Origin of the sequence: Nitratidesulfovibrio oxamicus (assembly GCF_015731765.1) — a bacterium.
Taxonomy (GTDB): domain Bacteria; phylum Desulfobacterota; class Desulfovibrionia; order Desulfovibrionales; family Desulfovibrionaceae; genus Cupidesulfovibrio; species Cupidesulfovibrio oxamicus.
On record NZ_VRYY01000807.1, the window covers coordinates 1 to 24572 of the forward strand.

At 63.9% G+C, this 24572-nt stretch carries 18 protein-coding genes; 1 reads left to right on the forward strand and 17 read right to left on the reverse strand.

Features of this window, described 5'->3' with window-relative positions; all coding sequences use genetic code 11:
- From FVW20_RS18810 to FVW20_RS18865, 12 genes are all read right to left on the reverse strand, one after another.
- A partial coding sequence (locus tag FVW20_RS18810) for an FAD-dependent oxidoreductase (RefSeq protein WP_196610763.1) occupies window positions 1-900 on the reverse strand: 900 nt, incomplete at its 3' end.
- On the reverse strand, window positions 890-2335 hold the full coding sequence (gene gcvPB, locus FVW20_RS18815) for an aminomethyl-transferring glycine dehydrogenase subunit GcvPB (protein WP_196610764.1): 1446 nt from the start codon (window positions 2333-2335) through the stop codon (window positions 890-892). The genes gcvPB and FVW20_RS18810, both read right to left, overlap by 11 nt.
- Window positions 2332-3663, reverse strand: coding sequence for an aminomethyl-transferring glycine dehydrogenase subunit GcvPA (gene gcvPA, locus FVW20_RS18820; protein ID WP_196610765.1), 1332 nt, complete (start codon window positions 3661-3663; stop codon window positions 2332-2334). Before gcvPA ends, gcvPB begins: the two co-directional genes overlap by 4 nt.
- A gap of 16 nt (window positions 3664-3679) precedes the next feature.
- Entirely contained in the window at window positions 3680-4063 is a 384-nt protein-coding gene (gcvH, locus tag FVW20_RS18825; RefSeq protein ID WP_012611378.1) for a glycine cleavage system protein GcvH, read from the reverse strand.
- 321 nt (window positions 4064-4384) lie between these two features.
- Window positions 4385-4798 carry a response regulator gene (locus tag FVW20_RS18830; RefSeq protein ID WP_012611379.1) on the reverse strand — a complete coding sequence of 138 codons (414 nt, stop codon included), beginning with the start codon at window positions 4796-4798 and terminating at the stop codon, window positions 4385-4387.
- Window positions 4799-5038: 240 nt separating this feature from the next.
- On the reverse strand, window positions 5039-6688 hold the full coding sequence (pgm, locus tag FVW20_RS18835) for a phosphoglucomutase (alpha-D-glucose-1,6-bisphosphate-dependent) (protein WP_196610766.1): 1650 nt from the start codon (window positions 6686-6688) through the stop codon (window positions 5039-5041).
- A gap of 187 nt (window positions 6689-6875) precedes the next feature.
- Window positions 6876-7625 carry an SEC-C domain-containing protein gene (locus FVW20_RS18840; protein ID WP_196610767.1) on the reverse strand — a complete coding sequence of 250 codons (750 nt, stop codon included), beginning with the start codon at window positions 7623-7625 and terminating at the stop codon, window positions 6876-6878.
- A 12-nt stretch (window positions 7626-7637) separates the two neighbouring features.
- On the reverse strand, window positions 7638-8852 hold the full coding sequence (locus tag FVW20_RS18845; RefSeq protein WP_196610768.1) for a nucleotidyltransferase domain-containing protein: 1215 nt from the start codon (window positions 8850-8852) through the stop codon (window positions 7638-7640).
- Between the two features lie 4 nt (window positions 8853-8856).
- On the reverse strand, window positions 8857-9810 hold the full coding sequence (locus FVW20_RS18850) for a CBASS cGAMP-activated phospholipase (RefSeq protein ID WP_196610769.1): 954 nt from the start codon (window positions 9808-9810) through the stop codon (window positions 8857-8859).
- A gap of 276 nt (window positions 9811-10086) precedes the next feature.
- Window positions 10087-11187, reverse strand: coding sequence for a redox-regulated ATPase YchF (gene ychF / locus FVW20_RS18855; protein ID WP_196610770.1), 1101 nt, complete (start codon window positions 11185-11187; stop codon window positions 10087-10089).
- A 310-nt stretch (window positions 11188-11497) separates the two neighbouring features.
- Entirely contained in the window at window positions 11498-12148 is a 651-nt protein-coding gene (locus FVW20_RS18860; RefSeq protein ID WP_196610771.1) for a LysE family translocator, read from the reverse strand.
- A gap of 342 nt (window positions 12149-12490) precedes the next feature.
- Window positions 12491-15253, reverse strand: coding sequence for a M16 family metallopeptidase (locus FVW20_RS18865; protein ID WP_231039262.1), 2763 nt, complete (start codon window positions 15251-15253; stop codon window positions 12491-12493).
- 495 nt (window positions 15254-15748) lie between these two features.
- Between FVW20_RS18865 and FVW20_RS18870 the strand changes: the two genes are divergently transcribed.
- Window positions 15749-17767, forward strand: coding sequence for an STAS domain-containing protein (locus FVW20_RS18870; protein ID WP_196610773.1), 2019 nt, complete (start codon window positions 15749-15751; stop codon window positions 17765-17767).
- Between the two features lie 353 nt (window positions 17768-18120).
- Here the strand turns inward: FVW20_RS18870 and FVW20_RS18875 are convergent, their stop codons facing one another.
- From FVW20_RS18875 to FVW20_RS18895, 5 genes are all read right to left on the reverse strand, one after another.
- Window positions 18121-18393 (reverse strand): hypothetical protein, encoded by a 273-nt coding sequence (locus FVW20_RS18875; RefSeq protein WP_196610774.1) that lies wholly within the window; start codon window positions 18391-18393, stop codon window positions 18121-18123.
- Between the two features lie 222 nt (window positions 18394-18615).
- Window positions 18616-21297 carry a TIGR03960 family B12-binding radical SAM protein gene (locus tag FVW20_RS18880; protein WP_196610775.1) on the reverse strand — a complete coding sequence of 894 codons (2682 nt, stop codon included), beginning with the start codon at window positions 21295-21297 and terminating at the stop codon, window positions 18616-18618.
- Window positions 21298-21551: 254 nt separating this feature from the next.
- Window positions 21552-21920 carry a hypothetical protein gene (locus FVW20_RS18885; RefSeq protein WP_167124870.1) on the reverse strand — a complete coding sequence of 123 codons (369 nt, stop codon included), beginning with the start codon at window positions 21918-21920 and terminating at the stop codon, window positions 21552-21554.
- 86 nt (window positions 21921-22006) lie between these two features.
- Window positions 22007-23233: an MFS transporter gene (locus tag FVW20_RS18890; protein ID WP_196610776.1), complete on the reverse strand. Its 1227-nt coding sequence runs from the start codon at window positions 23231-23233 to the stop codon at window positions 22007-22009.
- A gap of 82 nt (window positions 23234-23315) precedes the next feature.
- The gene (locus tag FVW20_RS18895; protein WP_012611393.1) at window positions 23316-24380 is read right to left on the reverse strand and encodes a phosphotransacetylase family protein; all 1065 of its coding nucleotides are present in this window, start codon (window positions 24378-24380) and stop codon (window positions 23316-23318) included.
- Window positions 24381-24572: the final 192 nt, after the last annotated feature.

Below are 24572 nucleotides of genomic sequence, written 5' to 3' on the forward strand. Positions count from 1 at the left end.
GCCAGGGCCGCGCAGGGTTGCGCCCAGCGCCTCCAGCCCGATGCCGACGGACGCGGGGCGGCGCCCCACGGCCAGCAAGGCCTTGCTGGCGGTCAGTTCCTCGCCGTCCTCGAAGCGCAGCACGGCGTGCCCATCAACAGTGGCCAGCGAGGCCACCTTGCGCCCGGTGTGGATGGCCCACCCCTCGCGCGCATAGACCTTGCGCAGGGTGTCGCCCACTTCCGCGTCCTCGGTGGGGGCCAGGCGGCCCATGCCTTCCACGATGGTGATGCGCGAGCCAAGGCGAGAGAAGAAGTCGGCCATTTCCAGGCCTATGGCGCCGCCGCCAACCACGATCAGGCTTTCGGGGGCTTCGGTCACATCAAGCAGCGCGGTGGAGTCGAGCACCGCCGCACCGTCGGCGGCAAGGCCGGGAAAGCTGGCCGGGGTGGAGCCGGTGGCCACGATCAGGGTACCCCAGCCGAGACGGGTTTCCTGCGTGGTGCCGTCGGCCTGCGCGGCGATGACGGCCAGTTCGCCGTCCGCACCGGTTTGCGGCGCGGCGACCATCCGGCCTTCGCCCGCGTACACGGCGATGCCCGCCGCCTTCATACGTTTTTCCAAGGCCTGACGGGTGCCCTTGACGTAGCGGTCCTTGCGCTGTTGCAGGGCGGGCAGGTCGAAGGTGATGTGCCCTTCGGCGCCCTTCAGCTTCTTTTGCGCTTCCAGCAGCGGCTGGGCGGCGGTGGCCCCCAGCAGCAGCTTGGTGGGGATGCACCCCCGGTTCAGGCAGGTGCCGCCCAGTCCGTCGCGGTCCACCAGCGCCACGGAAAGCCCGCGCGCCGCCGCATCGAAGGCGGCCCGGCTTCCGCCGGGCCCTCCTCCGAGTATGATCATGTCGTAGCGGGTGCTAGGCGTCATCCGTCAGCACCATGTTGCGGGCCGCAGCCGTCTCGTCCAGCCTGCGCACCGGCGTGGTCACCGGGGCCGCGTGCAGGGCGTCGGGATTCTGCGCCGCCGATTCCAGAATGGCGATGAGGTCGTCCGCGAATTCGTCGAGCGTCTGCCTGCTCTCGGTTTCCGTGGGCTCGAACATCATGCATTCCTTGACGATGAGCGGGAAGTAGATGGTGGGGGCGTGGTAGCCCTTGTCCAGCAGGGCCTTGGCCACGTCCAGCGCGCGGATGCCGCATTCGGCGTGGTTGCAGGCCGACGCCACGAACTCGTGCATGCAGATGCGGTCGTGGGGGATTTCCAGCACCTTTTCCAGCCGCTTGCGCAGATAGTTGGCGTTGAGCACCGCGTATTCCGAAACGCGTTCCAGCCCTTCGCCGCCCAGGCGCAGGATGTAGGCATAGGCTTTGAGCAGCACGCCGAAGTTGCCGTAGAACGGGGCCATGAAGCCGATGGACTTCGGATGGTCGTAGTTCAGGTAGTAGCGGCCATCGTGCAGCTTTTCCACCCGCGATATGGGCAGGTACGGCACCAGCCGTTCGCTGACGCCCACCGGACCGGCACCGGGGCCGCCGCCGCCGTGCGGGGTGGCGAAGGTCTTGTGCAGGTTCAGGTGCACCACGTCGAAGCCCACGTCGCCCACGCGCATCTTGCCGAGAATGGCGTTCAGGTTGGCGCCGTCGTAGTACAGCAGGGCGTCCACCGCGCGCAGCTTTTCGACGATGCGCGGCAGGTGGTTTTCGAACAGCCCCAGGGTGTTGGGGCAGGTCATCATCAGGGCGGCCACGTCGTCGTCCAGGGCGGCTTCCAGCGCGTCCGGGTCGACCATGCCGTCCTTGGATTCGATGTTCACCACCTCGTAGCCTGCCAGTGCGGCGGATGCGGGGTTGGTGCCGTGGGCGGAATCGGGGCAGATGACCTTGGTCTTACGGTTGCCCTTGTCCTTGTGGTAGGCGGCGATGAGCATGGCCCCGGTAAGCTCGCCGTGCGCGCCCGCCATGGGGTGCAGGGTGAACGCGCGCATGCCGGTGATTTCGCACAGCAGGCGCTCTGTTTCCCACATCACCTCAAGGGCGCCCTGGGTGTACTGGCCCGCGCCCTTCAACTGGGCCATCAGCGGGTGCAGCCGGGTAAAGCCGGGCAGGGCGGCCACCTGTTCGGTGAACTTGGGGTTGTACTTCATGGTGCACGAGCCGAGGGGGTAGAAATTGGAATCCACCCCGAAGTTCAGGCGCGACAGCCGCGTGAAGTGACGCACCACGTCCAGCTCGCCGAGTTCCGGCAGGGCGGGGCGTTTGGCGCGCAGCAGGTTTGCGGGCAACATGTCCGCCGCGTGCTTCTTGGGCTGTGCGGGCAGGCAGGCGGTGCGGCCTGGGACGGATGCGGCGAAGGCGGTCTTCACAGGATACCTCCCAGCATTTCGGCCAGAATGCCGACCTGTTCGAAGCTGTTCTTTTCGGTGCAGGCCACCAGCAGCACGTCGTCCATGCCTGCGTAGTAGCGCCCCACGGGAAAGCCGGGCACGTAGCCGCGCGCGGTAAGCCTGTCCACCGCCTCGAAGGCGGGAATGGGCAGCCGCACGGCGAATTCGTTGCCGAAGGGGGCGGTGTTCAGCGGGCGCACCCCGGCGATAGCGGTAAGCCGTTCCATGGCGTAGCGGGCGCGTTCCATGGATAGTTCCGCCGTGCGGATCAGGCCTTCCGGTCCCAGCAGGCACAGGTGCACCAGCGTGCGCAGGGCGCACAGGGCCTGGTTGGAGCAGATGTTGGACGTGGCTTTGGCACGGCGGATGTGCTGTTCGCGCGCCTGCAGCGTCAGCACGTAGCCGGTGCGGCCTTCGATGTCGTTGGTGCGGCCCACGATGCGGCCCGGCATCTGGCGCACCATGTCCTTGGTGCAGGTCATGATGCCGAGGTACGGCCCGCCGAAGCTTAGCGGCTGGCCCAGCGACTGGCCTTCGGCCACGGCGATGTCCGCGCCCATTTCACCGGGCGTTTTCAGCACCGACTGCATGACCGGGTACACCGAAATGACCGAGGCGGCCTTCTGGCTCTTGGCGTGCGCGAACAGGTCGGTGAAGTCTTCCACCACCCCGAAGAAGTTGGGGTTTTGCACCACCACTGCGGCGCAGCCGGTATCCACGGCGGCCTTCAGGGCGGCCATGTCCGACTTGCCGTCCACCTGCGGCACGGTGACCAGATCGAGCGAAAGGTTGGACGTGTACGAGGCCAGCATGGTGCGCCAGATGGGGCTGACGGCCTCGTCGATGACCAGCTTGCGGCGCTTGGTGGCGCGCACGGCCATCATCATGGCTTCGAAAATGGCCGAGCCTCCATCATATACGGAGGCATTGGCGCAATCCATGTCCAGCAGGCGGCACACCGCCGTCTGGTACTCGAAGATGGCCTGCAGGGTGCCCTGCGAGGCTTCCGGCTGGTAGGGGGTGTAGGCGGTGTAGAATTCACCGCGCGAGACCAGCGCATCGACGGCAGCGGGGATGTGGTGGCTGTAGAAACCGCCGCCCAGAAAGCTGACCACGTCGGTGCGGTTGCGGGCGGCCATTTCTTCCATCTTGGCCAGCACCTGCATTTCGCTGAGGCCCTGGGGCAGCTCGAAGCTGCGCGGGCGCATCTCTGCCGGAATATCGACGAAAAGGTCCTCGATGCTCTGCACGCCGATGACGGAGAGCATTTCCCGGACCTCCTCTGGGGAGTGCGGGATGAACGGCATGGGTTGCTCCTTGCCGCTAGTGGGCTTCGCGCGCGACGACGGCTTCGTAGTCGGCGGCGGAGAGCAGGCCTTCGGGCGTGGCGGAAAGCTTCACGCGTACCATCCAGCCGTCGGTGTAGGGCGACTGGTTCACCAGTTCCGGCGCGCCGGACAGGGCGTCGTTGACGGCGCTGACGGTGCCGGCAAGGGGCGAGTACAGTTCGCTGGCGGCCTTCACCGATTCCACCGAACCCATTTCCTGGCCGGTGGCCAGGGTGTCGCCCACGGCGGGCAGGTCGACGAAGGTCAGGTCGCCCAGCTGTTCCTGGGCAAACTGGGTGATGCCGATGACGGCCTCGTCACCTTCGATGCGCACCCATTCGTGGGTATCGGTGTAGAGCAGGTCGGCGGGAATGGACATGTGTTGCCTCCTGGAAGGGGTCGGCCTGTGGTGGGGGCCAGTGGGGGTGAGTGGAATGCGCGGCGCGGGCACGGCGGTCACGGCCCGGCTGCGGTGTGTGTGGCGCTGTCGCGAACAATGTGGGGCGCGGTCTGCCCCGGTACGGTGGCGCGGCCTGCCCCGATGCAGGTGATACGGCTGATGCGGCGTGGCCCTTGCTGCGGTAACAAGGTACACGCCGGACGCACCGGGAACACGGCGAGCGCGCCGGTGCACCGGTAATAGCCGGACACGGCGCGACCCGCAAGTGCGCGACACATTGAAAAGGGGAAGTAGGCGTGCCTACTTTTCGGTCTTTTCCAGATGCACGCCGAGCTTTTCGATTTCGTCCAGCAGCAGCTGGCGGCGGATGGGCTTTACGATGAAGCTGACGGCATCGCCCAGAAAGAAGGCGTCGTGCACTTCCTGCGAATCGTCCAGGCCGGAGATCATGATGACCTTCACGGCCTTTTCGGGGGCTACGCCCTCTTCTTTTTCGATTTCGCGGATTTCGCGCAGGGCCTGCTGCCCGTCGGCGTTGGGCATGAGGATGTCGAGGGTGACCACGTCGTAGGGTTCGCCGTCCTTGAGGGCGGAAGCGAAGGCCTGCACGCCTTCCTCGCCGTCGGTGGCGATGTCGACATACCCGTAGGGGTGAAGGATTTTCTGGACCAGTCTGCGGCTGTCGAAGTCGTCGTCAACGACCAGGAATTTCATCGGAACGTCCTTCTGCCTGCGCGCGTGGTGCGCCGTGGTTTCGCCGCCGCGCCTGCGTGGGGCGGCGGCCTGATGGATGCCCGGTAAACACGGTGCGGTCCGTCTTGTCCTTGGGCTGGCGCGCTACGCGTTCGCCCCCCGGAATTGCTGACGAACATAGCCGTGTGCGATGGCGCGGTCAATGAGCGTTAACGCCCCGCGCGTCTTTCTATAAGGCGACGTTATAGTGCCGTCTGCCGCCTATACCCCGGCAGCCGCAAAGGCCCGGTCCACGATGTCCACGGCTTCCTGCTGGATGCGCTTCAGGTGGTCGGAACCCTTGAAGCTTTCCGTGTAGATCTTGTACATGTCCTCTGTGCCGGAGGGGCGCGCGGCAAACCAGCCGTCGTCGGTGATGACTTTCAGGCCTCCGATTGACGCGCCGTTGCCGGGGGCCTTGGTCAGCATGGCGGTGATGGGCGCGCCCGCAAGTTCGGTGGCGGTCAGCACATCGGGCGAAAGGTTGGCCAGCACGGCCCGGCGTTCCGCCCCGGCGGGCGATTGCAGGCGTTCGTACAGCGGCGCGCCGAACTGTTCCGTGAGCTTGGCGTACAGTTCCGCCGGATCGCGGCCTTCCACGGCCATGATTTCCGCCGCCAGCAGGTTCAGCAGCAGGCCGTCCTTGTCGGTGGTCCACACCGTGCCGTCGCGCCGCAGGAAGGACGCCCCGGCGCTTTCCTCCCCCCCGAAGCCGCAACTGCCTTCCAGCAGCGGCTGCACGAACCACTTGAAGCCCACGGGCACCTCCACCACCTTGCGGCCCAGCGATGCGGCCACCCGGTCCACCATGGAACTGGTGACCAGCGTCTTGCCCACGGCGCACTGCGGCGACCACTGCGGGCGGTGGCGGAACAGGTACCACACCGCCACGGCCAGGTAGTGGTTGGGGTTCATCAGGCCCGATGCTGTGACGATGCCGTGGCGGTCCGCGTCGGCGTCGTTGCCGAAGGCCACGTCGAACTTGTCGCGGAGATTGATCAGCCCGGCCATGGCCCACGGGGACGAGCAGTCCATGCGGATCTTGCCGTCCTTGTCCAGCGGCATGAACCGGAAGGTGGGGTCCACCGCGTCGTTCACCACGGTGATGTCGAGGCCGTAGGCTTCGGCAATGGGGTGCCAGTAGGCCAGCGACGAGCCGCCCAGCGGGTCTGCGCCCAGCTTCAGCCCGGCGGCCTTGATGGCGGGCATGTCCACCACGGAGGCAAGGTCGGCCACGTAGCCGCGCACGAAGTCGCGCTGGCTCACGCACGGGGCGGACAGCGCATTGCGCAGGTGCATGCGGCGCACGGCGCGGTTGCCGTCATCCAGAAGTTCGTTGGCGCGGCGCTGAATCCACTTGGTGGCATCTGTGTCTGCCGGGCCGCCGTGGGGCGGATTGTACTTGAAGCCGCCGTCTTCCGGGGGGTTGTGGGAGGGGGTAATGACGATGCCATCACCAAGACCCTGCGCGCGGCCCGCGTTCCAGGTGAGGATGGCGTGCGAGATGACCGGGGTGGGGGTGTAGCCGCCGCCCTGCTGGATGACCGTGGACACGCCGTTGGCGGCCAACACTTCCAGTGCGGTGCGGTGGGCGGGTTCCGACAGGGCGTGGGTGTCCATGCCGAGGAACAGCGGGCCGGTTATGCCTGCCTGCGCGCGGTATTCGCACACCGCCTGGGTGACGGCGAGGATGTGTTCCTCGTTGAAGCTGCCGGTCAGCGCGCCGCCCCGGTGGCCGGAGGTGCCAAAGGACACGCGCCGCTCGGGCGCGGTGGTATCCGGGTGCTCGGTATAGTAGGCGGCGACCAGCGCCGGAATATCCACCAGTTGCGAAGCTTCGGGCCGCTGCCCGGCCTGCGGATGCGTTGCCATGGCGTGCTCCTGTCCTGACGGCGCGAAGTGTGCCGAAGTGTTTGGAGATTTTGTATACCGTCGGGGCAGGGCGAGTGCAAGGGTGGGGGGAGTTCTAATGAGGGAAGGGGCTTGACGTCAGTAGTGGAAAGTTATCCTAGAAGTCAGTGGTGGTCTCAGTATGATATAATGTAGTGCAAAGATTATATTATTTTGTAGGACTGTGTGTGGTGCTCCTATGCTGCCATACGTTCTTGTTGCTTATTTTTTTATATATATAATTGCTTTTGAGCTCTGTTGGTATGCTGTCTGATTCAAGCCCATCAAAAACGCACTCCGCATACTCGTAAACGAAAAAAGAATTTGGCTTTAATTTCTTTAGAGCTAGGAGTTTTTCTCCATGGCAGATTCGGATTTTTTTTCCGCTCCCACATGGGCAAATAGAGTGGCCTCTGTAGTTGTCCTCAGCTATTATTTTTAGTAATAATAGCGTAATGATGGGATTGCTAGTGTTGAAGTATTCTCCGTAGTATTCAACAATCCCCTTGGCTCCATGCGAAAGTTCTCCAAAAGGCATTTTCCCGTATTTTTCATAGTATGAGTGTTGGTGTAGGTATGGGATAAGAAGTGCTTTGACAAAGTGCATAAGGGTACGATTTTCATCAAATATGCGGACGGTCTCTATATTTGAAGCAAGGCAGAGGGTGCCTTCGTTATGGGTGTGGAAGCTTGGGTGTATTCTTCCGCCCGTTTCTTGGGCGCAGGGTGGTGAGTTGGGGTAGTCGCTTGGTATAAAGATTGTAATGTTGTAAGAGTCGTGAATGATTTCTTCACTGTAACTGCTTGTAAATTCGATGTTTCCTTGAATTGAGAATATTTCTGGCTCCTCATGGACCAGAGAGAGGTATTTAAATTCCGAGACTAGTTCTTGGAAGTGTCTTTCAACTATTTCTTTCAAGTTGGCCTCCCCCTATTTGGACCATGGTTTTGGTGGGTTGGTGATTTCAATGTGCGGGGTGTTTGTTGGTATCAGCGTGATAATTCCTGGCGCCGTGAGGAAGGGGAGCCGTGAGCTGGCCATTTTTACAGCTCGCTCGCCGAAAAATGGTTCGATGGATTCGGTTAATTGTGCGACTGATCGTTTGGCCAAAATGTCCACGAGGTCCTCACGAACCCATTTTACCCACTGGAAAAACATTTTGGCTCTTTCATGGTTGTTTTCATGCCATCGATCTGCAAAATTCTCTTCAGGGGCGACAGGGTTTGGTATAATCCACTTGTCGTCGGGGGTTCTTAGGATGAGTTTTTGGTCTGCTAAGCTTTTTTCCAATATGAAGTCATGCTGTTGTAGGTTGGCATGCGCGTCAAGTTTGAACACAATGTTTTTTAAAGCTTCGAATGTCGTGGTTTCATTAGAATAGAGTTGTGCTGCTAGGGTGGTTATGATCATTGATATCGGCTTTGAAGAGTGCGACGGGTGGTTCGCGAACCTTTGATCTCGATGCCTTTTTAATATCTGGATAGTCCTTTGTAGTGGGGTTTTTATGAGTTGGTTAGGCACATCGTCAACGCTAGAGAATAGCTCTCTGTTGCTTTCAAAGAGCATGTTTTTTTGTGTTTTCTCCAAGGTGATAAACGCTGTAATGTTTTTTGCTTCAAACCATTGCGCATATCCCTTGGGGTTGCTTGTGGACCATTCGTAGGTTCCATTGCCAGACCTATGCGTGATGTGGATAGCACCAGTGCGGGGTGTCTTGGGGATTGCTGGAAGAATGTCGAGGTGAAAACCAACGTCATCAGTTTCCGAGTATTCAAGTGTCCAGCAGCGACGTCCTTCCGGTTTGAGTAGCCTTCTGTAGGTTCCGTGGTTATTGAGGCGCGTTCCAACGCGTTCTTTTATTTCTTTAGACGTCGTTGCGTATTTTTCTTTTTTTATCTCAAATACTAAATCAATATCGTAATCAGACTCTTTGCCATCTTTTAGCGGGCGAACAATAGTGCCTAACCTAAATGATCCTTGCGGATAAACATCTGGATCGTCCATGCAGTCGCTGTTGTCGTCTCCGCAAAGCCATTCACCAACTGATGTGTAGCGTTGGACGGCTTGCGCATATTTGCTGGGCGGAATGTCGAGCTCCGCGGCAATTTCATCGAGCAATAACGAGTAATTTGACGCGTCAGTCATGGTGTTATTCCTTGGAGCCATATTCGGGCGTATATGGTGCAGCTTTGTGGGCTAGAAATGTTTTTTCAATTACGGGGCTAATCTGGCGACTGAAATGAGCAGCTTTTCCCATTAGTTCGGCGACAGATATTTTATCGAGCCCGAACAACCCATCTGGAACAGGCGGGTCAAGGCGAATTACGTTATCTGTTCCGAGTAGCAGGGACGCTTGTGTGTAAGCGCCCTTGCTTTGCCCTTTTAGAATGACATCAGATGCTTCGCTTTTCCAATGCCACTTTCCTCCTGAGTCGAGTTTGGGTGATCGACCTTTGATTGGATCGGTTGTGCCAATATTGAAAATTTTTAAAGTGCTGAGAGGGGCGTTTAATAGGCTTTGCGCCTCAATTATTCCGACCATGGATGGATTATTTGCCCAAACCCCCCCGTCGATTAACCGAGCATGTTCAATTTTGTTGAAGGAAGGGAAATAAGTTGGAGCGGCTGTGGTTGCCATGGCAACTTGCCACATCGGCACTTTCCAGTCGCGTCTAAGTCGTGGGTGGTGTGGCGTTTTGAATAGATAGATATCGTCTTCGCTGGTGCTGTACGAAGGGATAACAAGTCGTTTAGTGCTGTCCCCTAATAGGGAGTTCCCCAGACATGACTGGAGACTTTTTTCAAGTTGGTCTCCTCGAAATTTGGTTGTGACGTAATGCGTCAAATGCCTCCAAAATGCTTGCGGAAATATTTTTGGACCTTCTTGGACGTAGAATTCGACGATCTCTTTAGGTGCTAAGCCTTTCCCAAGTCCGAGTGCAATAATGCCACCCGTAGAAGTTCCTGTAATAAGGTCGAAGTGATCACAAATTTTGATATTAAAGTCTTTCTCGATATGTGCTAGCAGTGCTGCTGAGAATAATCCTTTTATTCCACCACCATCGAGTGACAATATTTGAAAAGATGATTTTGGGGTTTCCAATGTGTTAGCCTTGCATGTGAGAGGGTTGCTTGCTCATTCTGAGGTAATTAGTTACTTTTTTGTTGGTGTCTAGATGTTGTCGTGATTTTTTCTTTACGCCTTGTATCTATCTGTAAATTAATGTTTTTATCGGTTGCAAGCATCCCCGATGCGCTTGTGGCGGCACGTTTTCTGTGAGCGGGCCAAGGCTAAAGGGATTGTTTTTCCTTCGAAAAGCAAAAGCCCCGGGGGATCCTTGCGGACCCCCCGGGGCTTTTGTTTCTTGGCGTGCCAGTTCTACACGTTGAACAGGAAGTGTACCACGTCGCCGTCCTTCATCACGTATTCCTTGCCTTCCACGCGCAGCACCCCGGCGGAACGGCAGGCCGCTTCGGTGCCGTGCTTCACGTAGTCGTCGTAGCCGATAACCTCGGCCCGGATGAAGCCGCGTTCGAAGTCGGTGTGGATCACGCCCGCGCAGGCCGGGGCCTTCCAGCCCTGCTGGATGGTCCAGGCGCGCACTTCCTTTTCGCCCACGGTAAAGTAGCTGGCCAGGCCCAGCGTGTGGTAGCCGGTGCGGATGATGCTGACGAGGCCGCTTTCCTTGATGCCGTAGGATGCCAGCATCTCGGCCTGTTCCTCGTCGGAAAGGCCCTGAAGCTCTTCCTCGATCTTGGCGCAGATGACCACCATGTCGCAGCCGCGCTGCTCGGCCAGTTCGCGCACGCGGCGCACGTGGTCGTTGGTGCCGTCCAGGTTGGCCTCGTCCACGTTGGCGCAGTAGATGACCTTCTTGGCGGTGATCAGGCCCATTTCGCGCATGGCCTGCTTGAACAGGTCGTTGTCCTTGCCTTCAAAGGTGGAAGCCGGGTTGCCCGCGTTCATGTGTTCCAGCAGGCTGCCCAGTTCGTCAGCCGCGGCCTTGGCTTCCTTGTCGAACTTGGACGACTTGGACAGGCGCTCGTACCGCTTTTCGGCGGACTGGATGTCGGCCAGCAGCAGTTCGGTCTCTATGGTCTCTATGTCGCGGATGGGGTCGATGGCACCGTCCACGTGGGTGATGTTCTCGTCGTCGAAGCAGCGCACCACTTCAAGAATGGCGGCGCATTCGCGGATGTTGGCCAGAAACTGGTTGCCCAGCCCTTCGCCCTTGCTGGCCCCGCGCACCAGCCCGGCAATGTCGATGAAGTCCACCGTGGCGCTGATGGTCTTCTGCGGCTTGGCCATTTCGGTCAGCTTGTCGATGCGTGCATCGGGCACGGCCACCGTGGCCTTGTTGGGTTCAATGGTGCAGAAGGGGTAGTTGGCCGCCTCGGCGTTCTGGGCCTTGGTCAGCGCGTTGAACAGGGTGGACTTGCCCACGTTGGGCAGCCCGACGATGCCTATGCTGAGAGCCATGTCTGTCTCCGGAAATTGCGATGATGGCGCGCGCGCCATATGCGGCGCGGGGCGCGGGTTGGGGGGCGGCGTGGCCGCCGGGGCTTCATAGCGTCTTTTGCGCTGTTTGGAAAGGGCGCGCGGGGATGGGGGCCAGCGGGGGGCGGCGGACATGACGGATGGCGGAATGCGCACGAGACGATGCATGCTCGGTCTGCACGGACCGGCTCGCATCGGCAAGTGGCCAAGATCTGCCGGGGCACGTGTCAGGCGCAGCCGGGGGATGCGGCGGGCGGAACCTGCTCGGCAACTTCCGCCCGTCAGCCGTGGCTTAGAACAAGGAAAATACAGAAATCGCCAGCAGCGCGCCCATCACCGCGTTGCACCGGCGCACCACCACCGGCGAATGCAGCAGCCCGCGCAGGGCCGTGCCGCCCGCGCACCAGATGGCCACGGACGGGAAGGCCATCACCGCGAACACTGCCGTAAGCGCCAGCAGTTCAGGGGATACGCCGTGCAGGCCAAGCACGTTGGCGGCAAGGGGCGATTCCGACCCGCCATGCCCGGAAACGTAAGTGGTCACCCCGGCCACGGCGGCCAGCCACGCCTTGGGGTTCACCCACTGGAACAGCGCCCCTTCGATGAAGGTCATGGGGCGCGCGGCGTTGCGGCCTTTCGCGGCCTCGCCCGGCGTGGGCGGCGCGGCGGTGGCGATGCGCCACGACAGCCACAGCAGATAGGCGGACCCCACCCAGCGCAGCCAGTCGTGCAGTTGCGGCACGGCGGCGAAAATGCGGTCCATGCCGAGGCCCACGGAAATGATCATCAGCGGAAAGCCCAGCGAGATGCCCAGCAGGTGGGGCATGGTGCGCCAGAAGCCGAAGGTGAGGCCCGACGACATGACCATGGTGTTGTTGGGGCCGGGGGTGACGCTCATGGCGACGGCGTAGGTGCTCATGGCGGCCAGGGTCGCGAATTCCATGGGATGCTCCGGTGAGTGTGTCGTGTCGTTGTACAGGCAGCGCGGATAAAGGGAAAGCGTTGGGTGCGGGCACGGGACTTGGTGGGGACGGTAATATGCGGGTACGCCGCGGCCCCCAGCGGATACGAAAGCGCCGGGACATCCAGGCGGATGCCCCGGCGCGGGAACGGCATTTTGCTAAGGGTGTTTCATGCCTCGCGCAGCCTTGCGTAGGGAGGATTTTTGTTCTCTGCCGAGGAAGAATGCTTTTTTATGGAGGGAGCGTACTTTTGTGGTACTCGACCGGAATAAAAATGCATTCTGACGAAGGCAGAGGGCAAAAGGACCCCTGCGCGATACAGGCTACGGCAACACCCGCACGGTGTACGCCCCCTCAACCTTCAGGTACTTGCGGGCCAGCGCGCGCAGGGCCTCGGCGTCCAGCTTGGCCGCCTTGTCCACCACCTGCTTGTTGAAGGCCAGCGGGTACCCCTGCGATGTCAGCACCGCCGCCTCGGAGCTGCGGCTGCCAAGGCGCTGGTGTTCGCGGTAGTAGTCGCCTTCCAGCTGGTTCTTGCCGCGCCGCAGTTCGTCGTCGGGCAGGCGGTCGGCGTGCAGGCGGGCGATGACGTCCTTGAAGCCCTGCGTGGCCTGTTCCAGCTTGCCCGGCTCGGTGCCGATGTAGAAGATCATGAACCCGGCCTTTTCCGACTGCCAGTTCATGGCGGTGACGGTGTAGCCAAGGCCCTGCTCGTCGCGCAGGTCGCGGAACAGCAGGCCGCTTTGGCCGGACAGGATGGCCTGCATCAGCTCAAGGCCGGGGGTGTCGTCGCTTTTCAGCGGCGCGGTGGGGAACACCAGCATCAGGTGGGCCTGGTTGCGGCCCGGCAGGTGCAGGTCCAGCCCCTTGTCCTTGTTCCAGCCGGGCGCGGACAGGGTGGCGGGCTTGGCGTCGGGCGCGGGCAGTTCCCTGGCGTGGCGGATGACCGCCTCGCGGTCGTACTGGCCGCACACGGCCATCACCCACGGCTGGCGCACCTGCTGCGCCCAGAAGCCGCGCACGTCGGCCACGCCGAACTGCTGCACCGCCTCGGGCATGCCCAGATGGTAGTAGCCGTAGGTATGACCGGGGAACAGGAAGGGCGTCAGATGGCGGAAGGCCAGGCCCATGGGCTGGTCCTCGCGCGCCTTGATGGCGGCCACCTGGTTCACCCGTTCGCGCGCCACTTCCGCGTCGGCAAAGGCGGGCGCGGTCAGCACCTGCCCCAGCAGGGCGAACATGTCGTCGTTGAAGCGCGAAGGCTGGCGCAGGCCCAGGCTGAAGGTCTGCCGTCCGGCGGACGCGCCAAGGCTGGCGGCGCGGTCGGACTGGTAGGCCTCCATGGACGGGGCGTCCAGCCCGTCCGCGATGCCAGCGGCTTTCGCCCCGGCGGACTGCGGCGTGGGCAGGGTGCCCTTCACCAGCGCGCTGGCGGCCAGTGACGCCAGCCCCTGCCTGTCTGCGGGCAGCAGCGCGTTGCCGCCGCTGAACACCATGTCCACCGCCGTGTAGGGCAGGGTGGCGTCGGGCATGAGGATGAGCGTGCGGCCCTTGCCAAGGTCGATGACCTCGGTCTTGTCGGCCACGGCTGCGGATGCGGCGTCGGACCCGGCGCGGGCCGGGGCGGGCCAGGCCTTGGCCAGCGTGGCGGCAAGGTCGGGCGTCTGCGATTTTTCCGGCGTCAAGGCCACCACGGAAAGCCGTTCAGGCCGCAGCCAGCGGGTGATCAGGTCTTGCAGGGTGGAGGGGGTGACGTCGTGCAGGCCGCGCAGGTAGTTGGTTTCACCCTGCAGACCGGTGAAGAACTGGAAATAGCCAAGCTTGGAGGCAAGGCCGGGCAGGGTTTCCTTGGCCCGGAACATGTCGTCCTCGAGGTTCAGCTTGGCGCGCTCGATGTCTTCCGCCGTGAAGCGGCTGGCGGACAGCGAGGCCAGGTCCGCCGTCAGGGCGGTCCAGAAGGCGTCCAGCTTGTCGGCGTCCAGTTCCGCCGTCAGGTACAGCATGCCCACGCGTTCGAAGCTGTAGTTGGATATGGATATGGAATCCACCAACTGCTTCTCGTACTTGTAGGTGCGGTACAGCAGCGAGGTGCGGTCGCCGCCCAGCAGGTGGGCCAGCACGTCAAGCTGCGGCGACTGCACGTCGCCGAAGCCGGGCGCCGGGAAGGAAATGCCCAGATACACCTTGTTCCACGGGCCGGGTTCGATCTTGACCGTGGGCGCCGGCGATGCAGGTGCGGCGACAGCGGCAGGCTTGGCCGCCTTTTCCGTTTTGGCGGGCTTGGCGGCCTTTTCGGATTTGGCCGATGCGGGCACGGCAGCCTTGCCGCCGTCGGCCTTTCCGCCGTCGATAAGGGTCAGCGGCTGGGCCAGCAGTTTTTCCGCGTCGATGGGCGCGGGCGGGGTGACGGTGGCGTCGTTCTTCAGGTCGCCGAACAGGCGCTGCGCCTCGGCCAGGGCCTCGGCGGGGCTCACGTTGCCCACCACGGCCAGCAGCATGGACTGCGGCTGGTAGTGTCTGCGGATGTAGTCGCGGATGTCGTCCGCCGTGAACGACCTGATGGTCTCGCGCAGGCCGATGATGGGCGATGCGTAGGGCGTGCCGTTCAGGGTCAAGGCCTGCATGTGCTGGAACAGCCGGTTGTCGGGGCTGTCCTCGCCGCGTTGCAGTTCGGCCAGGATGACGTCCTTTTCGGATTCAAGCTCGGCGGGGTCCAGCGTGGGGTGGAAGGCCATGTCCTTCAGCACCTCCATGCCCAGCTTCCATTGCGCGGCGGGCATGTCGGTAAGGTACACGGTATAGTCGAAACTGGTGGCGGCGTTCAGGTAGCCGCCCGCGCGTTCCACGTCGCGGGCCACGGCGCCCTTGGGGCGGTTTTCCGTGCCCTTGAACACCATGTGCTCCAGCACGTGGCTTATGCCTGCCTCGCGCGGGGTTTCGTAGGTGGAACCGGCATGCACATAAAGCCGCAGCGAGGCCAGCGGAAAACGCTCGTCCGGCTGGATGAGCACCGTCAGGCTGTTGGAAAGGCGGGTCAGCTGTGGGGCCGGGGCTGTGGGCGTGGCGGCCGTTGCTGCGGTCGGCATCGTCAGGGCTCCGAGGAGAAGAAACAGGGTGAGAAGGGTGCGCATTGCGAATGTCTCCGATGCGCCGCGCGGGGCGGCGTGCGCTGTGTCGTACCGGCTGTCGGGACGGGGGCCGGTGATGGCCGGAAAACGTGCGGCGCGGCCCTTGCAAGGAAGGGCACGACCGCGGGGCCGGGGGCGTCGGTCTGCCGACGCCGCGAACAAGGCCGCGTGTGCGGGCCTTGTACGGCGGGGCCGACAGGTACATGTAATCGTTTCCCGGCGCAAGGCAAGGTGGCGGCGGAAGACAAAACGGCGCTTTGTTGCTACTGACGCAGTGGAAAGCCGTGCGGCGGGGGGCGCTTGCAGGCGGGGCCGGGCGCGCCGTCGTCCTGCGGGGGCGGCGTCAGCACAGCCGCAACGCGGCTCTGTCCGGCGCATTCCTGCCCGGCGAAGGGCCGGGTGCCCGCATAATCATGTTTCCGCTACGCTGTCGGGCGTACAGATCACAAGGCAATGCAACGACTTCTCAAGCAATACCGTAACGACGTGGGCAACGTGCTGGCCGAGGCCGACGTGCACCTGCTGGAACTGGAAGTGGCGGGTGAACGGACCGACCCGGAACTGCTGGGCCGTCTGTCGCGCCTGGTGCACGGCCTGCGCGGTTCGGCGGGCCTGCTGGGGCTGGAGGGCGCCTGCCGCATGGCCCGGCTGGTGGAGGCGGCCTTTGAGTTGGCGCGCGAGGGAACGTTGCCGCTTTCCGCGCCTGTCATATCCGCGCTGGAAGGGTGCATGCGGGCGCTGGCCGCACTTTCGGGCGTGGCGGAGACGGAAGAAGACACTGGCGACCCCATCGGGGATTCTCTCCCCGACGTGGCCGGTGGTGCCCCAGTCACCCCAGTCGCCCCAGTCAGCCCAGTCACCCCTGTCACTCAGGCCGTTCAAGTTGCCGATGTCGCCGATGTCGCAGAGGGTGCCGGGCAATATCCGGCGGTGTGCGTTTCCGGCGATCCCTTCGCGCCGGATCATGATGATTCTCTCGCCGGACGGGCGCGGTTGCGCCTGGTGGCCCTGCTGGACGAGGCGCTGCCCGAGTCGCTGCGGGTGCCCGCGCGCGAGTTGCTGCCGGTCTGCGATCCCGACGGGCACTGTCTGTTCGGTCTGCACGGCATTGACGTATTGCGCGCCCGGCGCGACGGGCTGTACTTGTACGTGGTGGAGTTTGGCGGCTCTGACGATCTGCTGCGCAAGGATCTGAGCCCGCTGGGGCTGCTGGCCTTCCTGCGCAAGAGCGGCCTGGTGCTTGACGCGCGCTTTGTGCCCGGGCCGGACGGCGCGGGGCCGGGAAAGCGCGGTTGCGGACTGCATGTGCTGTACGCGTCGATCCTGGAGCCGGACCTTGTGAACACGGTATTTCAGGTGGAATCGGCCAGAGTGCACCCCATCGACGTGGAAGGGGTGCGGCGCGGCGAGACGGGCTGGCGGCGTGCACCAGCGCGCAGCGCCGTCATGGCGGTGATGCCTGTGCACAAGACCCCCGACGCAGACAGCATCGACGACCTGGTGCGCCAGTACGACACGGCCATGCGGAAACTGCGGGAGGATACCATGAGCAACGGCACGGACGACGAAAGCAGGTTTTCCGGTACGGTGGTGGACCCCGATGCCGAGGAACGCAGGCTGGCGGAACTGGAGGCGGAGCTTGCCGCCGGCATGGACGCCTTGGCCCTTGATGATGGCGGGGATGGAGAGGGGGGCGATGATCCGTCGCGGCGTGCCCTGGCCTCGCTGATCGGCGGCATGGTGGGGGATGATGCAGCCCCGGAAGGTGCGGGGATGGGCGCTGCGGTTGAAGACGCCGATGCCGACTTGTTCGCTGATGTTGATGGCGAGCAGGAATCGCGCGATGTTTCCGATCGATTCGGGCCGGAGGGTGTTTTGCCGGGGCGATCCGAAGCCGAACATCCCGACGTTGAGGCGAGCATGGCGGACGAGGCTGCTTTCGCTGCCTCCCCTGCCTTTGCTGCCGATGCCGATGGCGATCCTGACGCCGATCTGTTTGTCGACAGCGGCGACGCCCCCGACCTTTCGTATCTGGATGCCGTGCTGGCCGAGCGGCCTGCTGACGGCGTGGCCCTGGATCTTTCCGCCGGGGCCGCCAGTCGCACCGTGGCCGGATTCACCGTGCGCGCCGCTGACGGGGATTCTTCACCCCTGGGCGGCGCAAAGGGCGTGCTGGTGCTGTCCGGCGAAGTGACCATCGAACGTGGGGCCGACCTGCGCGAGGCGCTGCTGGACGTGTTGGCCAACTTTGCCGCGGTGCGCATCGATCTGTCCGGCGTCACGGCGGCGGACCTGACCCTGATGCAACTGCTGCAGTCGGCTGCCATCACCGCGCGTTCGCGCGGGGTCGACCTGGCGGCCACGGGCCCGGTATCCGAAGCCGTGGCCGAGGCGGCCCGCCGCACCGGGCTTGACGTTCCGGGCATCCGCCGCGTGGGGCTGGAAAAGCTGTTGCTGGCCGAGAGTGCGTAGCCCCGGCGGCACTGTCTTCCGCGGTTCCGGCATGTATCTGCAAAACGGCGCGTTCCCCCACGGGAGCGCGCCGTTTTTTCATGGCGTGGAGCAGTGTGCAGCAGCGCCCCGCGCCGCGGCGTGGTGCAACTGGCATCAGGGAAGGGCGCTGGGGCGTGGCAGGCGGATAGCAGAGACAACCCGGAAGGAGTACAGAAGGGGGCCAGGATGAGTCCGGGAGCAGACCGTGCAGGGAACCCGCAGAGTGCAGAAGGAGGCGAAACGGAGAGCGCGCGGTTATCCGTGGAGCGACAGATGGGAACTATCGTTGTTCGGATGGACAGGCTACCCGATGGCGTCGGCTGGCCGGGCCGTCAGGCCGCGCAGGCAGCCACGGGGCCATCGCAGTAATAGTTGATGAACTGGCCGACCTGAACGCCCAGGTGCACGCATTCGATGCCGTCCAGGCACTTGGCGGCATCGGCAGCGTTGAGGTGTGTCCACAACTCGTTGCCGTTCTTGCGCAGGCGAATGATCCAGGCGTCCTTGCCGTCATCGAAGCTGACGTGCAGGGCAATCCCGTGCCTGTCCAGCGCCGGATGAATCTCGCGGATCTTGTCCGAGAGGATGGTGGCGGTGATGTTCATGGTTGCCTCCCGGCGGGTGTGACCGCCTATGGGAAAGATAGTGTCGCTTCAGGCGATGGCAATCACCCCCCGTGCGAGGCAACCAGAATCTTTCCGATGTCCGCTGCCTCGAGAAGGTTGAACGACTTTTTCGATTGGATGGTGCAAGGAACGGTTTTCCAAAAGAAGCAGGGCCGCCCCCTGATGGGAGCGGCCCTGCACGGCATGCAACGTTGCAGCGGGTTATGCGCGCGCCACTCCGTCAAAACGCTGGGACACCTTGAGCAGGTGCACCTCGTGGATTTCGGCCTGCGGGGTTACGGCGCGGGCCAGCGAGAGGGGCGACACGTACAGTTCGGTCCAGTCCATGTCCAGCAGCACGCTGCCGTCATCGCGCACCTCGATGGACCGGAACAGGGGGCGGATGTCGGTGGTGCGCGGGCCCTTCTTGGTCTCGCGCGTCCATTCCAGCGCGGGTGCGGCGGCAAAATCGCGCCAGGCCTGCAGCAGCGCGTCGCGGCGGGCGTCGTCCACGCCGTAGCGCAGTTCGAAGGTTTCTCCGGCGGGCTGGGGCGCGGTATTGCGTCCCACTGGCAGTTCCTCCACAAAGGTCACCCGCATGCCGCGCGGCAGGCCGCCATCCAGTGCGCGGCGCACCTCGTCGGCGGTACGGTATTCGCGCAGGTACACGGCCAGCCATTCCGCCCGGCTGGCCACGCCCACGGGCAGGGCCCGGCCAAACGAGAGCAGCGGCAGGGGGTGGAACCCGCGCGAGAACGCCGGGGGCAGCCCGGCGCGGCGCAGGGCGCGCTCGAACAGCGATTGCAGTTCAAGCTGGCTGAGGAACACCGCCATGTCTTCCTTGGTGTACCAGATGCGGTAGTGCCCTGCCTTCAGCGCCAGTTCGTCCGAAATCTGCGGCGGCTTGCCCGTCTTTTCCGGCATGCGCACCCGGCCATGCTCGTCCAGGGTTGGCTGGTGGGCCTGCTGGTCGCGCTGGGGCAGGTTGGTGCGGTTGGCGTAGGCGGTGACGCCGGGCAACTTGTCCAGACGGGACGGGGACGACTTGGTGTCGCACACCCCGCACAGGTGGCAGGCGCCGTAGCGGCAGTCGCCCGTCAGTTTCATGTCCAGCGCGCGGTGGCGTTCGCGCAGCAGGAATTCACGGCTGGCCCCGGAATCCAGGTGGTCCCAGGGCAGCGGCTCGTCCTCGCCGCGCTCGCGGGTGTAGTCCGAGGCGGCAAGGCCGTGTTCGGCCATGGCGTCCAACCACGGGGCAAGATCGAAACCTTCGATCCAACTGCTGAAAATGGCTCCCTTGCGGTAGGCGCTTTCCACCACGTCGGCCAGGCGTCGATCGCCGCGCGAGAAGATGCCCTCCAACGCGCTCATGGAGGCTTCGTGCCAGCGCATTTTCAGGAATTTCTCCCCCTTGAAGCGCGAAAGCAGGTAGCCGATACGCTCGCGGATTTCTTCAAGCGACAGTTGACGTTCCCACTGGAACGGGGTGTGCGGCTTGGGCACGAAGGGCGAGATGGCAGCGGTTACCTGCAGGCGGCGGATGCCCGGCCCGGCGGCGTCACGCACCTTGCGGCACAGGTCCACGATGGCGTCGAGGTCCTCGCGCGTTTCGGTGGGCAGGCCGATCATGAAATACAGCTTCACCTGCTGCCAGCCGTGCTCGAACAACTTCTGCACGTGCAGCAGCAGTCCTTCCTCGGTGACGCCCTTGTTGATCACGTCGCGCAGGCGCTGGCTGCCCGCCTCGGGCGCCAGGGTGGCCCCGGTGCGGCGGATGCCCGCCATGCGGCGCATGATCTCGTCGTCGATGGACCCCACCCGCAGGGATGGCAGCGAAACCGCCACCTGCTCCTGGGCACAGCGGTCCACCGTGGACAGGAACAGCTGCTTGAGCGCGGAAAAGTCGCCCGTGCTCAGGGACAGGAAGGATACGTCGTCGTAGCCGGTCTGGCTCAGACACTCTTCAAGCAATGCATGAAGGTTTTCCGTGGAGCGTTCGCGCGCGGGGCGGTAGATGATGCCCGCCTGGCAGAACCGGCAGCCGCGCGTGCAGCCCCGGCCAATCTCCAGCGCCAGCCGGTTGTGCACAGCGCCGAAGGGCACGGTCTGGCTGGCCGGGTAGGGGGCGGTGTCCATGTCGGCCACCACGCGCCGGGCCACGCGGGTGTAGCCCGTGTCATTGACTGACGAGGGTGCCGACGTGGGTGCTGGCGAGGGGAGGAGCAGGGGGCGCGGCGGGGTGCCCTGCACGTTGCGGGCCGTATCCGGCGGCACGGAGCCTTCGAAGAACTCCGGCACGTACACGCCGGGAATGCGCCGTGCGTCGTCCAGGAAGCGGGCCCGCGAATGCCCGGCGGCGCGGGCGGCGGCCAGCAGGGCCACCAGTTCCGTCATCACCTCTTCGCCCTCGCCCAGCACCATCAGGTCCATGAACGGGGCCAGCGGTTCCGCCGCCAAGGTGCAGCCGCCGCCCGCCATGACCACCGGCCACGCGGTGAGCGAATCGGCTGTGGCCCGTTCCGCCGCGCGCAGGGGGATGCCTGCAAGGTCCAGCATGTACAGCACGTTGGAATAGCACAGCTCGTGCGTGATGCTGAACCCCACAAGGTGGGTGGCCGCCAGCGGGGTGTCCGATTCCAGTGTGGCCAGCGGCGCGCCGCGCTCGCGCAGCACCGCGCCCGCATCGCGGCAGGGGGTGAACACCCGCTCGGCCCACACGTGGGGCCGTTCGTTCAGGATGGCGTACAGGATCTTCTGCCCAAGGTAGGACATGCCCACCTCGTACATGTCGGGAAAGGCCAGCGCCACCCGCAGGGTGGCGGCGTCGGGCGTCTTGTGGACGGTACCTTCCTCTATGCCGATGTAGCGGCTGGGCTTGGGCAGCAGGGGCAGAAGTTCGCGCATGGTTCCTGATGGGGATGAAGGGTGCGGGCGGGGCGGGTGCGCCGCCGGTCGTGAAGGCGGAAAGGCAGGCAAGCGGACAAGCGGCAAGCGGACAAGGGAAACGGTCCGAAGGCGACATGAAAAGGGGGCGGCAGCGCCACCCCCTGAAACATGCCGGACCGGTACACAGCCCTCGGCCTGATGTCCGCGCGGTGCCCTTTGGGCCGGTCGGGCGGACGGGCGGACGGCGCGAACGTGCGGACGTGGTGCCGGACCTACTTCTTCAGCAGGTCGGAAATGCCGGTGATCTTGCCTCCCGCCGGGCCCTTGGCCAGGTTCAGGTTGCCCAGCCCGCCGCCAAGGCCGCCGGTGGACAGCGTGAGGTTGGACGTGGCTTCGAGATACTTGGTCTTCAGTTCCTCGGGGCAGGTCTTGTACTCGTAGATGACGTGGACGCGGCTGATGACGCCGTCAAAGCCCTGCTCGAAGGGATAGCCGTACGGCAGCAGCATCATCTGCACACCCTGCTGGGTGGGCACGGTCTGAAGCGCAGCCACATCCTTGAGCGAGTTGGAGGCTTCGTCGAACTTGCCGAGCACCAGTTCGCCGTTCACGAGCTTCACCAGTCTGATATCGTAGGCCATCGGGAGTGTCTCCTTGGTGATTGGTTCCCGGCATAGGTAGGGGCTGGGGCTGGCGCTGTCAAGCAACGGCGCGCCATGGGCGGGCGTCAGCGGCCCGGTTCCGGCGGCAGCAGCCGCAAGGGGATGATGGTGGCCAGCGCCAGCACCCCCAGCAGGGCGAACCCGGTCCCGAAGCCCCAGGTTTGCCCCACCAGCCCCAGCAGGGCCGGGGCCGCGCCCGTGCCCACGAGCGACGATGCGGGCGTGGCGATGCACAGCACCGTGGGCTGGTACCCGGCGGGCCAGCAGCGGGCCAGTTCCTTGAAGATGGCGGGAAAGATGAACGCGGTCATGGCACCCTGCACGGTCATGCCCGCCATGACCACGCCAGCGGATGGAATGGCCATGGCCAGCAGGGCGATGCCGGTCAGCGCGAGGCAGGCGGCGATGGTGCGGCGAGCCCCCATGCGGTCGGCCACCCAGCCCCCGGCCAGCGCGGCAAAGGGCGTGATCACGCGCGATGCCGCCAGCAGCCCGTTGGCCGTGGAGACCTCAAGGCCCATGCCGTCAACAAGGTGCAGGGGCAGCACGCTGAACACGGCGTATTCCCCGGCCACGCCGACGGCCAGCAGCCATGCGAACAGCCATGTCAGCGGCGAGCGCAGCACCCCGGTGAATCCGCGTATGGAGGGCGGTTCCGCCAGGGTGCGCCCGCCGCGCCCCACGCAGGCGAACACGATGCCCGTCAGCATGCTGGCCACGCCCACGGCCAGCAGCACGTCCCGCCAGTCCGTGATGCGCAGGCCCGCCTCGGCCAGCAACGGTACGGCCACGAAGCTGAGGTTGGGCCCCAGTTCGTGGATGGACACGGCCTTGCCCCAGTCGCGCTGGCGGGCCAGGGTGCCCAGCGTGGCCATGCCCGCCGGAAAGTACAGCCCCGCCGCCAACCCCATGAGCACGAACATGTACCGTGCCGTGGCGTGGTCGCGCACGGCGGCCATGCCCATGAGCACCGCGCCGGTGGCCACGCACGAAAAGGCCGCCATGCGTCTGGGCGTCACCCTGCTGAGCAGGAAGGCGCTGGCCGCAAGGCTGGCTGTGAAGCCGCAGGCCATCAGGAACAGCAGGCGGGTGGCCTGGGCGTGGTCCAGGCCAAGGTCTGCCTCTATGGAAAGCAGCAGCGGGGCAAGCATGGCCCGCGAACCGTAATTGAAGAAGAACAGCAGGGCCACCAGCCCCACCCACGGCAGGGCGGCGGCAAAGGGGGGCGCGGTGTCCGCCGGGCGGAAACTGCCGGGCGGCGCAGTTGGCGGGGTATCGGTATCGGCGGTCATGATGGTGTCCGGTAGGAGTGGTCGCAAAAAAAAACGGGGGGGCAGGCGCCCCCCCGTGCGTTTCGCGTCGCGTCGGGCGGCCTCACAGGCCTGCCGCTTCCTTGACGTAGGCGAAGTCGATGGAGGAGCTGACAAGCTGCGCGCCTTGCCTGATCTTGATCACGTCGCGCAGCTTGTGGCGCGAAAGGATGACCTCCATCTTCTTGGCCACGGTGTACGTGTCGTCGCGCACCACCACGATGGGAATGTTCAGCACTTCCGAGCGGGTAAGGATGATGTCATTGGGGTACAGGTTGCCGGTCAGCACCAGGCACGGGCAGTTGCCTTCCAGCGCCACCAGTTGCACGTCGGACCGGTCGCCCCCCACGATGACCGCGGAATTCTTGTTCTTGCGGAAGTGGGTCATGAAGTTTTCGACCTGCATGGTGCCGATCAGGAAGTTTTCCACCACCTTGTCGGACTTGTTCTGGGCCGAGATGACCTTGCCCCCCAGCCTTTCGGCCAGGTCGCCCACCTTGATGGCCCCCATCAGCGGGTCCTTGGGGATGACGCCCACCACGCGCACGCCGTTGCGTTCCAGGAACGGCTTGATCAGCCCCTCCACCTCGTTCATGAAGTTGGCGGGGATGTCGTTCAGCACCACGCCTGCCAGGTTGTCGCCCAGGGTATCCTTGAGCACCACCAGGTAGTCGTAGTTCAGTTCCTTGTGCAGGCGGTCGATGATGATTGCCTTCAGCCCCAGTTCCTTGACCACGCGAATGCCGTCCACGTTGCAGTAGCGGCCCGAATACATGCTGCCGGAACCGGCCACCACCATCACGTCGTGGCGGCTGGCAAGCTGGCGGTAGGCATCGACGATGCCGGGCATGTAGTCTTCGCACTGGCCGCTGAAGGCCCGCACCTTGAAATCCTGGGTGACCAGCACCGGAGTGACCAGGTTGGAGGGTTCGTCCAGCCCCAGCACGTCCTGCACGAAGAAGGCGTCCTCGTCGCCCAGCACGCCGCCGCGTTCCTGCGGCATGGCGCCCACGGGCTTCATGTAGCCCACGTTGTAGCCGTCCTTCTGCATGCGCAGGCCAAGGCCCATGATCACCATGTTCTTGCCGGAATACCCGGCCGTGGAACCCACGTAGATGCCCGCCGCCATAGCAGCCTCCTGTTGCTGGATCCGCTCTCATGCCAGCGCCTGCCCCTGCGGGCCGACGGCGCGATGCATCCTGCCGTCCCGCCGCCGCGAAGCCGGGCCGGTGCGACATGCAGTGTGCTTGCCTGATTCTGCCCCGAATAACAGCCGAAAATCAAGGGACAACTGCAAGTTTGTGGCTGTTCGCTCGCTCAG

Excerpts from the sequence above, each read along its gene's own strand:
- gcvPA (WP_196610765.1), bottom strand. The coding sequence starts at position 3,663 with ATGCCGTTCATCCCGCACTCCCCAGAGGAGGTCCGGGAAATGCTCTCC.
- gcvH (WP_012611378.1), bottom strand. The coding sequence starts at position 4,063 with ATGTCCATTCCCGCCGACCTGCTCTACACCGATACCCACGAATGGGTG.
- FVW20_RS18830 (WP_012611379.1), bottom strand. The coding sequence starts at position 4,798 with ATGAAATTCCTGGTCGTTGACGACGACTTCGACAGCCGCAGACTGGTC.
- pgm (WP_196610766.1), bottom strand. The coding sequence starts at position 6,688 with ATGGCAACGCATCCGCAGGCCGGGCAGCGGCCCGAAGCTTCGCAACTG.
- FVW20_RS18845 (WP_196610768.1), bottom strand. The coding sequence starts at position 8,852 with ATGACTGACGCGTCAAATTACTCGTTATTGCTCGATGAAATTGCCGCG.
- ychF (WP_196610770.1), bottom strand. The coding sequence starts at position 11,187 with ATGGCTCTCAGCATAGGCATCGTCGGGCTGCCCAACGTGGGCAAGTCC.
- FVW20_RS18860 (WP_196610771.1), bottom strand. The coding sequence starts at position 12,148 with ATGGAATTCGCGACCCTGGCCGCCATGAGCACCTACGCCGTCGCCATG.
- FVW20_RS18865 (WP_231039262.1), bottom strand. The coding sequence starts at position 15,253 with ATGCCGACCGCAGCAACGGCCGCCACGCCCACAGCCCCGGCCCCACAG.
- FVW20_RS18870 (WP_196610773.1), top strand. The coding sequence starts at position 15,749 with ATGCAACGACTTCTCAAGCAATACCGTAACGACGTGGGCAACGTGCTG.
- FVW20_RS18875 (WP_196610774.1), bottom strand. The coding sequence starts at position 18,393 with ATGAACATCACCGCCACCATCCTCTCGGACAAGATCCGCGAGATTCAT.
- FVW20_RS18880 (WP_196610775.1), bottom strand. The coding sequence starts at position 21,297 with ATGCGCGAACTTCTGCCCCTGCTGCCCAAGCCCAGCCGCTACATCGGC.
- FVW20_RS18885 (WP_167124870.1), bottom strand. The coding sequence starts at position 21,920 with ATGGCCTACGATATCAGACTGGTGAAGCTCGTGAACGGCGAACTGGTG.
- FVW20_RS18890 (WP_196610776.1), bottom strand. The coding sequence starts at position 23,233 with ATGACCGCCGATACCGATACCCCGCCAACTGCGCCGCCCGGCAGTTTC.
- FVW20_RS18895 (WP_012611393.1), bottom strand. The coding sequence starts at position 24,380 with ATGGCGGCGGGCATCTACGTGGGTTCCACGGCCGGGTATTCCGGCAAG.